The sequence below is a fragment of the Bacillus sp. FSL K6-3431 genome (assembly GCF_038002605.1).
GTDB lineage: Bacteria > Bacillota > Bacilli > Bacillales > Bacillaceae_C > Lederbergia.
Map to the genome: position 1 here is coordinate 5,024,094 of NZ_JBBOCT010000001.1, position 12,223 is coordinate 5,036,316.

The following is a 12,223-nucleotide window of genomic DNA, read 5'->3' on the forward strand; positions in this document are numbered from 1 at the left end:
CGATGCTCGTTTTGTATATTATAAAAATGTTCTTTTTACTTTTTCCCAGAATGAGTTGTTTTTTAGTTTAATGGTTTTGATGCGTTTGTCGGTTAATTGGATTTCGACTTTTTCAACATGTTGAATGCTTAAGGCATCATTGTCCATCCCCATTGTTGGATAATCATTTCCATCTTGTACAACTTTTAAAAGAAGTTTGCGTCCATCACTTAATATGAAAGATGATCCGAGCGTTCGATACAGATTGTTGTTTAACGATGCCATTTCACTCACTTGCATACAAGGGATTAGTGGATCGACGACTGCTCCTTTAACTGACTTATTATAGGCAGTACTTCCCGTTGGTGTGGAAATGACCATACCATCGCCACGGAATGTTTCAAAGTGAAAACCATCAATATAAACATCCATCACTAAGGTTTTGATAATTCCCGATCGAATCGTAAATTCATTCAAGCAGTAAAAAGATCCTTCTTCATCAATATCAACTTTGATAATTGGATATTTTCTTACTTCAATTTGCGCCATTGTCATGGCATCAACCATTTCATGCATATTATCAATATGAAAATCACAGTACAGGCCCTTTGTTCCATCAGTAGAAATACCTGCATACAGGCAATCCTGTCTAAAGCCAGTTTTCCTAACTGCTTGTAAAAAAGTGCCGTCCCCACCGATACTGGCAATAATATTTGCAGATTGTGAATTATCTACAACAGAAAACCCATGTCTTTCGGCTAATTCATGTAGGGCAGCGATTTTTTCCGCTTTAGTTGTATCATTTTTATGAAAAAAGAATATATTTTTACGTGATTCCATCTTAACTCCTCCTCGGATTAGCTTCTAATATTTGTTACAATAATATGTATGTCTTTATTTTACCATGAGTTTGAAACTTTTTAAAAGGAAGGCACGTATCTATATTAAGGTAGTATAGAAATGGAGGAGTTTTTATGAACGGGAAAAGATGGGCAGCACTTGGAATTGCTGCTGGAGTTCTATGTGTTTCACTTGTGATTAATTCAGCTAGTGCATTTTTGTTTACTGATTTTTCTAAGATAATTGAGGATAATTTTATTAGTGGTACTTCATTTGTGGAAGAAACAATTGAATCAGGAAATATGGCGAAAAAGATAGCGGTGCTTGAAGTGGATGGAGTGATCCAAGACACTGGTGAAACACCATCTATTTTTTCAAGCGGTTATATGCACAGGGAATTTATGGAGAAGCTTAATCATGTAAAGGATGATAAATCAGTTAAAGCGATTATGATTTATGTGAATTCTCCTGGAGGAGGCACAAATGAATCAGCTGAGATTCATAAGAAATTAGTAGATATTAAAAAAGAAACCAAAAAACCTATATACATATCTATGGGAGCAATGGCGGCATCAGGAGGCTATTATATTTCAGCACCCGCAGATAAAATCTATGCTAGTCCAGAAACGCTAACAGGATCTTTAGGTGTCATTATGCAAGGTGTGAATTTTAGTGAACTCGCTGATAAATATGGCGTTGATTTTATGACTATTAAAAGCGGTCCCTATAAGGATATTATGAGTTCTTATCGTGAAATGACGAAAGAGGAAAAAGTGATTTTAGAGTCAATGTTAGCAAATTCTTATGATGAATTTGTTCGAATAATCGCTGAGGGACGTGGCATGTCTGAAGCTAAAGTTCGCGAATTAGCTGACGGAAGAATTTATGATGGTCGTCAAGCAAAAGAAGTAGGCTTAATTGATGACTTCGGTTACCGCGAAGATGTTATAGCGCAATTGAAAAAAGACTATAAACCACTTAAAGATGCAGCAGTAGTAAGTTATTCATCAAGTGCTAGCGGACTTGGTTCATTATTCGGTGTGGCTGCACAAAAAATTGGCGGTAAGGAAGCAGAAATGTCTGGCATTCTGAAATTATTATCTCATCCGAATGCACCAAGATTGATGTATTTATATTCAGAATAATGGAGGTGGAATGATGACGAAGGAATATTCATTAGAAAAGAATCAGCTCGAGAATGAGGCTGTTGTAGATGTCCATGGCATGGGAGAAATCCCTATGGAATCAACATCCGTTATCGCAACACCGCATTATGCAGGATTTTGGATGCGCTTCTGGGCATATTTACTTGATTGCGTTGTTATCTTCAGTATTAATGGGATGCTCGTGAAACCGGTATTTCGGTTATTAGACATCTCCTTATCTAGGGTAGGCATTTTTTCTGCATATGCGATCATTTCGGGGCTTGTATTTTATTTATATTTTATCCTTATGACAAAATATTTAGGCCAAACCCTCGGAAAGATGGTATTTGGATTAAAAGTGATCTCGCTTAAAACACCTGGACTTTCATGGGGGACAGTTGTATTTAGAGAAGGCATCGGACGTTTTATATCAGTTACATTAAAATTTTTATATGCAATTGCCGCCTTTACTCCAAAAAAACAAGCATTGCATGATATGTTTGCTGATACCGCAGTTATTCATGATCGCATGTAAGAAAAGCGGAAGCGCCTGTTTGGGGCGACAAGCATAAAGGAATATTGGCTAACAACACAATGGTTGGTTTTGGCCAAATAACAACGAAAGATAAACTCGCTTCCTTTAGCGGGTTTATTTTTTTGAAAGTAGGAAATACTTTAATGCTGGAGGGATAATATGGTTCTTTCCGGTACAATACTTACATTAATATTGATCTTCGTTATCTTAATGACCATGGCAATTAAAGTGGAAATAAAGCTTCGTTTGGGATTTAAACATAATGATATAAAGATCCAAGTGAAAACATTGTTTAATCTTATTAAAGTAAAGAAGGAATTTTCATTAATAAATTTACAAAAAAGTGAAGATTCTCCAGAAACATATGATGATCTTCATTTTCTAAAGGAAAAAATAACTGGTATTCACACTGATATGAAACCGTTTATTAAAATTATCAGCCACTTTTTTCGAAAAGTCGTCATTAAAAAGTTAAACTGGCAAACGAAAATTGGGATGGGGAATGCATCTACTTCAGCAATTACTTCCGGTGTTGTTTGGTCTTTTAAAGGAGCAGTAAATGCTTATATTAATAGTCATTTCCGAGTGAAAAAAAGCCCCTTAATTAATGTTGTACCAGATTTTCATCAGTATGTAGTTATGACAGAACTGCACTGTATGATAACTGTAAGTGCAGGAAATACTATTAAAACAGGTTGGAAGTTATATCGAACTTGGAAGAAGCTAAATTTGTCTAATCAATTTCAACATGAAGTGGCTAAAAGGAGGACTGGCGATGAGCGAACATCCAATTAAAGGATTAATGACAACGGCAATGGAAAATTTAAAAGAGATGATTGATGTCAACACGATTATCGGAGACCCAGTTGAAATACCTGATGGAGGGGTTATCTTAACAGTGTCGAAGGTAGGCTTTGGGTTTGCTATGGGTGGAAGCGAGTTTAATGGTGGACAAAGTAGTAGTGATTCACAAGGGGAAGGTGGAGAACTTCCATTTGGCGGGGGAAGTGGCGGCGGTGTTTCGATTACGCCAATCGCTTTTTTGATCGTAAATAAAGAGGGAGTAAATATGCTCCACCTTGAACAAAACACGCATTTACTTGAAAAGTTAATCGATCTTGCTCCAGGTGCAATTGAAAAAGTGCAAAGGATGATAAGTCAAAAAAGCAGTAACAATAAAGAGAAGCACGCAGGTCAAAGTGAAAAGGATTTTGATTTTGATATTTGACCTATCGTTGAAAACTCGCTTATTTGAGCGAGTTTTTTACACTCTCGAATCATTATCCTTGCAACCTTAGTAATTATCGATAATGATAGATACATACTTATATTTAAGGAGGAATAGATTTATGGCATCAGTTACGTTTAAAGGAAACCCAATCACGCTAATTGGTAATGAAGCGACGGTGGGCGAGAGTGCGCCTGATTTTACAGTTCTTGCAAATGATCTATCCGAAGTGAAGTTAAGCGATAATAAAGGAACGGTTCGACTTATCAGTGTTGTTCCATCTGTAGATACTGGAGTTTGCGCACTGCAAACAAAACGCTTTAATGATGAAATTGGTAATCTTGGCAATGTTTCTGTTTATACAATCTCCGCCGATCTACCTTTTGCACAAGCGCGTTGGGCGAAAGAAAATGGGTTAAACGATGCAAAAATATTCTCCGACCATCGTGATCTTTCTTTTGGAGAAGCATACGGTGTTGTTATGAAAGAATTGCGACTATTAGCGCGCAGTGTTTTTGTGATTGATAGTGAAGACAAAGTTGTGTATGCTGAATATGTTGCTGAGGGAACAGATCATCCGGATTATGATAAAGCACTTGAAGCTGCTAAACAAGCAAAATAAGAAATGAATATATGCCCTGGATTACTTTCCGGGGCTATTTTTATGTCAGAATCCTTATTGAACTCTTCCGTTTTCACAGATTTATCACTGCTTCATTTGTTAATGTAGCTTATTTCTTGTTTGCAAGGGCACTGAAAGTTAAAATATAAATAAGGATAGAGATAGGAGGTTGGAACGATGATGACCCAAATAGAAATACTATATACAGTTTTTGATGAAACAGCAGAGATATTACAGGAAGAACTGGAATGTACATATTTAGAAGCACTAGCTGCAACAGGCGAAAATCTTTTTCATGAGGATATAGTGCAGGAAAATATAAATGATCTAACGAAAAAACGTCTTCGAAAAAAATATGAAGAAGTTACAATAGCTTCATTCTCTCCAGAGGAAATCCGCAAAGCTTATCAACTAGCCCTATTAAAAGGAACGAAAGATCATGTACAGCCGAATCATCAAATGACCCCAGATACGATCGGGCATATGATCAGTTACTTTACGGGGAAATTTTTAAATAACCGAACTGATTTGACGATGATGGATCCTGCTGTAGGAACAGGTAATTTACTATCAACGATTATAAATGGGTACAATAATAACATAAATATCCAAGCATACGGTGTAGATGTAGATGATCTACTGTTAAAGCTTGCATATGTTGGAGCAAGTCTTCAAGAACAGCGTATTGAACTCTTTTATCAAGATGCACTAGAATCGTTATTTATTGATCCAGTTGATGCAGTTGTTTGTGATTTGCCGGTTGGATACTATCCGAATGATGAGCAGGCAGCTTCATTTGAATTAAATGCTGAAAGTGGACACGCATATGCCCATCATTTATTGATGGAGAAAAGCATTAATCATACACTACCTGGTGGATATCTGTTTTTTTTAATTCCTAATGGATTATTTGAAACGAATGAAGCACCAAAGCTTCATAAATACTTGCAAAAAAATGTTCATATTCAAGGAATTATCCAGTTACCACTGTCCGTTTTTAAAGATGAGAATGCAGCAAAAAGCTTATTCATTCTTCAAAAAAAAATGCCGGGTTTAAAAGCGCCTAAGGAAGTCTTACTTGCGACACTCCCGAAACTATCTAATAAAAAAGCTCTAAATAAAATGTTATACGGAATGGAAAAATGGTTTAAAGAAAATAAAGAATAAAGGATGATAGTATTGGCTAAAATTTTCGCAGTAAATGCTGGGAGTTCATCAATTAAATTCCAGCTTTTTAATATGCCGAGTGAAGAAGTTATAACGAAAGGATTATTTGAACGGATTGGTTTACCTGATTCCGTGTTTACGATTTTCGTAAATGGAGAACACCATAAAGAAGTAAAGGATATAAAAAATCATGCAGAAGCAGTAGCTATTCTTCTGAATCGATTAACATCACTTGGCGTGATCGAATCCTTATCCGAAATCGAAGGAGTAGGACATCGTGTTGTACATGGTGGTGAAACCTTTAATGATTCGGTTTTGATTACAGATAAAGTGCTGGAGCAAATAGAAAACTTATCCGAGCTTGCACCCCTTCATAATCCAGCGAATGTTACGGGAATCATAGAATTCCAAAAAGCACTTCCAGATGTTCCATCCATAGCAGTTTTTGATACAGCATTTCACCAAACGATGCCAGAAAGCTCTTTTCTTTATAGTCTACCATATGACTATTATGAAACTTATGGTATCCGTAAATACGGTTTTCATGGAACGTCACATAAATATGTGTCACAGAGAGCCTCAGAACTATTGGAACGACCGCTTTCTCAACTTCGCTTGATTTCATGTCATCTTGGAAATGGAGCGAGTATTGCCGCAATTAAAGGTGGAGAATCAATTGATACATCCATGGGCTTTACCCCATTAGCTGGTGTTACAATGGGTACAAGATCCGGTAATATTGACCCTGCTTTAATTCCATATTTAATGGAAAAGACAGGGAAATCAGTCGATGAAGTATTGGATGTATTAAATAAAAAGTCTGGAATGCTCGGTGTTTCTGGATTTTCTAGTGATTTGCGTGATATCCATAATGAAGCAATAGCAGGAAATCACCGTGCGGAGTTAGCGCTCGATATTTTTGCAGATAGAATCCATAAATATATTGGATCTTATGCTGCACGTATGTCTGGTATTGATGCAATAATTTTCACAGCAGGTATCGGAGAAAACAGTGATGTTATTAGAGCGAAGGTTTTACATGGATTGGAATTTATGGGAGTTTATTGGGATCCGGATTTAAATAAAATTCGAGGAAAAGAAACATTCCTAAATTATCCTCATTCTCCTGTAAAAGTACTTGTTATCCCTACTGATGAGGAAATAATGATTGCTAGAGATGTTGTTCGCTTAGCAGAAGAACAGTAAAGGAAGAAATGAATAATGGATAACTCATAGCCCTAAAGGAGTGATTTCAATGAACTTGACAAAAAGAGATGAAAAGCTTTGGGAAGAATTACAGGATTGGCGCCAATCATTTTTTGAATATGAGTCTACGGATATAGAAAATGCATTTGATAAATGGATGGATCAAGTATTTACACTCCTTCCTCCCACATTACAAGCACAATTTTTCGAGAAAATGGATAATTGGTTTTTTCAAGTTAATTCATTGATTCGTGGAGCGCAATTTCAAAATGAAGCGAGTGCTAGAATTTTGCAATCAGCTAGATCAATGGACAGCGAAATTACAACTTTGGCAGATATGAGACAGATGCCTGTGGATCAGTTAACGTTTTTAGCTGAGCAACAGGCAGCGAAACATCGAATTTACTCCTTATTACAAGGTGGCGGAGCAGGCTCCGGACAAACACTATTAGTAGGGAGTGACTTTCTTGCCACACTTGTAATTAATCTACGGGCTGTTCAAGTTATCGCCATGTCATACGGGTATGATGTGCAAACCCCAGCTGGTTTATTAGAGACGGTCAAAGTGTATAACACTGCGACAATGCCGGATCGATTGAAAATGTTTGGTTGGGAAGATTTAATGGATGATTTGCAAAAAAGTGATGAAGAATTTTACTTCGATATTCATGAACGAATCATCGATCAAACATGGCTTGATGAACCTCTAAAACATTTATTGAAAATAAGTTTAATTTTCATGTTTTCAAAGAAGAAATTGTCCGGTGTGCCAATTCTTTCGATGGCGGTAGGAGCAGGGGTAAATTACAATACGACAAGAAAGATTACTCATTTTGCAGTGAAATATTATCAATATAAGCATTTGCTAGAAAAAAATGGTGAGTTTATATGAGTGTAGAAGCTCATAAACTGAAGCATTCATCTCAAGTATCCTGTGCCATTATCAAGCCATTATCACAGTTAGTGATGCAAGAACTGAAGTGACCGATAAAAGTGGAAAGCTAAGAAAACAGCTTCTAATGGCAGAAGGTCAATATGTTCGATGTTATTAAATTGTAGAAGATGATAGTAGAGTGATTCATTCAGCGGTTCAAACGGTCAGTAGAGAGAATAAAGGGAATGTTATTTTGCTCACAGGTGGCACAGGTATAGCTAAACGTGATGTGACAAATGAATCTGTTTCTGCTTTATTTGAAAAAGATGTAGTTGAATTTGGTGAATTGTTTAGAAATGCTTAGTTATACAGAAGACATTGGTTCTGTTGCGATGCTATCAAGGGCAGCAGCAGGAACTATGAAAATAAGGTGATTTCATCATGCCAGGTTCTGCAGGTGCAGTAAGGTTAGCATTGGAAAACTTATTCTCAGTGAGCTAGTTCATGTTGTTAGGGAAGTAATAAAAGACAAAGAGATTCGTTAGGATCTTTTTGTCTCATATAGAGAGACCCTCTTCTTCGAGATGTTCAAATTCGAGAGAGGGTTTTTGTATTTGAAATAGCAAATTTGTTGAGTATCAGCAAATTCCGTGAGTGGCTCATAAAAAAACTGATCGGCCAGTAATACATGTGAATTACAATTAGTTAAAGAATTTCAGTTGGAATTTACCCTGAGTGATCAGAATTTTACTGTGTCTTTTATCGATTTGTTAGTTATACAAATTGAGATACACTCGTAACATAAGGATGTTCTTTTCGACGTTTCTCGTCTTTGTTCTTCTCTTTAAATTAACCTTCGCATATTCCATCTACTTATTATAAGTATTTATACATTTTTATGAATAAGTATTGATATTATGAATTCTATGTGGTAATATCCTATATATTAAATGATTAAAAATAAATAATTATGTATAACTATACAATCATAAATAGGAGGCTATATTCATGAAAAAGAAAGTTGTTCTTGCATATTCCGGTGGTTTAGATACCTCTGTAGCAATTAAATGGTTCCTTGATGAAGGTTACGATGTTATCGCATGTTGTCTTGATGTTGGTGAAGGGAAAGATTTAGCGTTTATTCAATCGAAAGCATTAGAAATGGGTGCTTCGAAAAGCCACATCATTGATGCGAAAGAAGAATTTGCTAATGAATATGCATTGTTATCACTTCAGGCGCACACAATGTATGAAGGGAAATATCCACTCGTTTCTGCACTATCAAGACCATTGATTTCTAAAAAATTGGTTGAAGTGGCAGAACAAGAAAATGCAGATGCTGTTGCACATGGCTGTACTGGAAAAGGTAATGACCAAGTGCGATTTGAAGTTTCGATTAAAGCGTTGAATCCAAATTTAGAGGTATTAGCTCCTGTTCGTCAATGGAGTTGGTCACGTGAGGAAGAAATCGCATATGCGAAAGAAAAAGGGATTCCGATTCCTATCGACCTAGACAGCCCATATTCTGTAGACCAAAACTTGTGGGGAAGAGCAAATGAGTGTGGAGTTTTAGAAAACCCATGGGTTGCACCGCCAGAAGATGCGTATGATTTAACAACCGCTCTTGAAAACACACCAGATACTCCTGATGTAATCGAAATTGATTTTGTTAAAGGGGTTCCTGTATCTATTGACGGAAAAAAATATCCATTAAGTGAATTAATTTTAGAGTTGAACACAATTGCTGGAAAACATGGCGTTGGCCGTATTGACCATGTAGAAAACAGATTGGTTGGTATCAAATCTCGTGAAATTTATGAATGCCCTGGTGCTATGACTCTATTAACGGCGCATAAAGAATTAGAAGATTTAACGTTAGTAAAAGAATTAGCTCATTTTAAACCAGTAATCGAAAAGAAACTAACTGAGTTAATCTATGATGGACTATGGTTCTCAGCACTAAAACCAGCACTTACTGCATTCCTTAAAGAAACGCAACAATATGTAAATGGGACAGTAAGGGTGAAATTATTTAAAGGCCATACGATAGTTGAAGGTAGAAAATCGCCTAATTCTTTATATGATGAAAATCTTGCAACATATACATCTGCTGATGAATTCGATCAATCAGCGTCTGTAGGATTTATTAAACTTTGGGGTCTACCAACAGAAGTTCACAGTATGATTCATAAAAAGGATGGTATTAAAGCATGAAAAAAGCATGGGGAGGACGATTTTCAAAATCACCAGAGCAATGGATTGAAGAATTCGGTGCGTCTATCTCTTTTGACCAAGAGCTTGTTTTTGAAGATATTGAAGGCAGTATTGCCCATGTGAAAATGCTTGGAAAAACAAATATTATTCCGCTTCCAGAGAGTGAAATAATTGCAGAAGGTCTTGCGAGTTTGAAGATAAAAGCCGAAGCTGGTCAGCTTGAATATTCTGCCTCAGAAGAAGACATTCATTTGAATTTAGAAAAGATGCTAATTAAGGAAATTGGTGCAGTTGGTGGAAAGTTGCATACAGGAAGAAGTCGTAATGACCAAGTGGCAACAGATATGCATCTATATTTAAAAAAACAAGTTGAAGTGATTATTTCGCATATTAATGAATTACAAGTAGCGCTTGTGGAACAGGCGAAGAAAAATGTCGAGACTGTTTTTCCAGGATATACGCATTTACAGCGGGCGCAACCCGTTTCATTTGCACACCATTTACTAGCATATTTCTGGATGCTTGAACGTGATAAGGAACGTTTCACTGAAAGTTTAAAGCGTATCGACATTTCCCCACTTGGGGCAAGTGCACTTGCTGGTACAACTTTTCCAATTGATCGCCATTATGCAGCAGAGCTATTAGGATTTTCGAGCGTATACGAAAATAGTATGGATGCTGTGAGTGATCGAGATTTTATTGTGGAATTTTTAAGTAATTCCGCTTTGACGATTACCCATTTGTCCAGACTAGCGGAAGAATTCATTCTTTGGTCGAGCAGAGAGTTCAATTATATTGAACTTGATGATACATACGCCACTGGCAGTAGTATCATGCCGCAAAAGAAAAACCCAGATATGGCAGAATTAATTCGCGGTAAAAGTGGAAGAGTTGTTGGGAATTTGATGTCTATGCTCACCGTTTTAAAAGGTTTACCACTTACGTACAATAAGGATATGCAGGAAGATAAAGAAGGAATGTTTGACACAGTTCGCACGATTACTGGTTCATTGAAAATCTTTGCGGGCATGATAGAAACAATGTCAGTGAAAACAGATTCAATGGAAGTAGCTGTTCATCAAGACTTTTCCAATGCTACTGAACTAGCAGATTATTTAGCGGCTAAAGGAATTCCTTTCCGGGATGCACATGAAATTGTTGGAAAGCTCGTTCTTTCCTGTATTAATAAAAATTGTTATTTACTTGATTTAAAATTGGACGAACTTAAAGATGCATGTGCAGATATTGAAGAAGATGTATTCACAGTTCTGTCTCCGATTGAAGCAGTAAAAAGAAGAAATTCTTACGGTGGTACTGGTTTTGAGCAAGTAAAGAAACAAATAAATAAAGCACAACAATTGCTATAAGTGCGTGTTCAAAATGGTGCCAAAATAGAAACAAGAAGTTCGAGGCGAGAAGATTTTGAGGATCGGAACGTATGCTTTTAATACGTGAGAACCGGAAAAACCGAGCAAGAAGAAATTCGCCGTTTATCATTTGGTGACTTTTTGAACAACCTCTATAAAGGACACGATTAGGATGCCGATTAATTAAGTAATTTGAATCGAGTCAATCTCTATCTTTGAAGTCAAAAGCATCGACCGGTTAAATGATCGATGCTTTTTGACATTACATCAATATAAAATGCAAGTAAAAGCAGTCCAATTAAGATGCAATTGGACTGCTTTTGTTATAATTATTTAATGTTTGTACTTTTATTCTACTTTATCTTCCAGTTCAGTACGTATGACGAGAACATCGCAGTTGGCAGCTCGAGTAATATACTCAGAGACACTTCCAATTAATAATCTTTCGACGGCATTTAGCCCAGTCGCGCCACATATAATCAAGTCAGCATTTACTTGTTTTGCAGTATGCTTTGGAATGACACTTCTTGGTGAACCACGTTCAATAATCGTTTTTAAATTTTGAAGACCTTGTGTTTTGGCCTGTTGTTGATAACCATTTAGAAGGTTTTCCGCATAATTTACAGCTCGTTCTGCCATCGTTCCATCATATGATTCGATTGAAACATATGACCTCGTATCAATTACATGAACTAAAGTGAGTTGGGCATTGTTCCTTAGTGCAATTTGAACGGCCTTTTTGAATGCGCACTCGGCAGATTTAGAACCATCAACCGCAACTAATATGTTCCGATAAGCTAATTCCATTTGTAATCGCCTCCTTCTTTTTATTCTAACATGTTTACGCTAGTATTTCCGTTTTCAAATATCGAATAACAGAAAAAGGTGAAAAAAGGTAAATTATGAGTGAGTAGCTAAAGGTTCAATGAACAATCAATGAGGGTAAAAGAGATGCATACTGTTAGCATGGTGGAAGAAATAGATGAATAGTTAATCTTGATAAAAAAGTAATGTCAGGGGAGTAATTACTCGTATTATTTAACACA

General features: G+C 36.4%; 12 protein-coding genes and 1 pseudogene. 11 read left to right on the top strand and 2 right to left on the bottom strand.

What is annotated here, in order from left to right; genetic code table 11:
- Positions 1-18 precede the first annotated feature (18 nt).
- A complete protein-coding gene (locus tag MHB53_RS23945) occupies positions 19-819 on the bottom strand; it encodes an NAD kinase (RefSeq protein WP_340923358.1) in 801 nt (266 codons plus the stop codon).
- Between the two features lie 134 nt (positions 820-953).
- On the opposite strand from MHB53_RS23945, the gene sppA reads away from it, so the two are divergent.
- From sppA to argH, 11 genes and pseudogenes are all read left to right on the top strand, one after another.
- The gene (gene sppA, locus MHB53_RS23950; protein ID WP_340923361.1) at positions 954-1,964 is read left to right on the top strand and encodes a signal peptide peptidase SppA; all 1,011 of its coding nucleotides are present in this window, start codon (positions 954-956) and stop codon (positions 1,962-1,964) included.
- Positions 1,965-1,977: 13 nt separating this feature from the next.
- Complete coding sequence (locus tag MHB53_RS23955) at positions 1,978-2,499, top strand: RDD family protein (protein WP_445661479.1); 522 nt, start codon at positions 1,978-1,980, stop codon at positions 2,497-2,499.
- A 159-nt stretch (positions 2,500-2,658) separates the two neighbouring features.
- On the top strand, positions 2,659-3,294 hold the full coding sequence (locus tag MHB53_RS23960; RefSeq protein ID WP_340923364.1) for a DUF2953 domain-containing protein: 636 nt from the start codon (positions 2,659-2,661) through the stop codon (positions 3,292-3,294).
- Positions 3,275-3,727, top strand: a complete 453-nt coding sequence (ytfJ, locus tag MHB53_RS23965; RefSeq protein ID WP_340923369.1) for a GerW family sporulation protein — start codon at positions 3,275-3,277, stop codon at positions 3,725-3,727. The genes MHB53_RS23960 and ytfJ overlap by 20 nt, the downstream gene beginning before the upstream one ends.
- Before the next feature lie 121 nt (positions 3,728-3,848).
- Positions 3,849-4,349 (top strand): thiol peroxidase, encoded by a 501-nt coding sequence (gene tpx / locus MHB53_RS23970; protein WP_340923372.1) that lies wholly within the window; start codon positions 3,849-3,851, stop codon positions 4,347-4,349.
- A gap of 177 nt (positions 4,350-4,526) precedes the next feature.
- Positions 4,527-5,516 (top strand): class I SAM-dependent methyltransferase, encoded by a 990-nt coding sequence (locus MHB53_RS23975; RefSeq protein WP_340923375.1) that lies wholly within the window; start codon positions 4,527-4,529, stop codon positions 5,514-5,516.
- 12 nt (positions 5,517-5,528) lie between these two features.
- Positions 5,529-6,722 (top strand): acetate kinase, encoded by a 1,194-nt coding sequence (locus tag MHB53_RS23980; protein WP_340923378.1) that lies wholly within the window; start codon positions 5,529-5,531, stop codon positions 6,720-6,722.
- Positions 6,723-6,771: 49 nt separating this feature from the next.
- Complete coding sequence (locus MHB53_RS23985) at positions 6,772-7,614, top strand: EcsC family protein (protein WP_340923381.1); 843 nt, start codon at positions 6,772-6,774, stop codon at positions 7,612-7,614.
- Positions 7,615-7,642: 28 nt separating this feature from the next.
- Positions 7,643-8,141, top strand: a pseudogene (locus MHB53_RS23990) (MogA/MoaB family molybdenum cofactor biosynthesis protein).
- Positions 8,142-8,598: 457 nt separating this feature from the next.
- On the top strand, positions 8,599-9,810 hold the full coding sequence (locus MHB53_RS23995) for an argininosuccinate synthase (RefSeq protein ID WP_340924957.1): 1,212 nt from the start codon (positions 8,599-8,601) through the stop codon (positions 9,808-9,810).
- A complete protein-coding gene (gene argH / locus MHB53_RS24000) occupies positions 9,807-11,177 on the top strand; it encodes an argininosuccinate lyase (RefSeq protein ID WP_340923384.1) in 1,371 nt (456 codons plus the stop codon). Before MHB53_RS23995 ends, argH begins: the two co-directional genes overlap by 4 nt.
- A gap of 348 nt (positions 11,178-11,525) precedes the next feature.
- Here the strand turns inward: argH and MHB53_RS24005 are convergent, their stop codons facing one another.
- Positions 11,526-11,984: a universal stress protein gene (locus MHB53_RS24005; RefSeq protein WP_340923387.1), complete on the bottom strand. Its 459-nt coding sequence runs from the start codon at positions 11,982-11,984 to the stop codon at positions 11,526-11,528.
- Positions 11,985-12,223 lie beyond the last annotated feature (239 nt).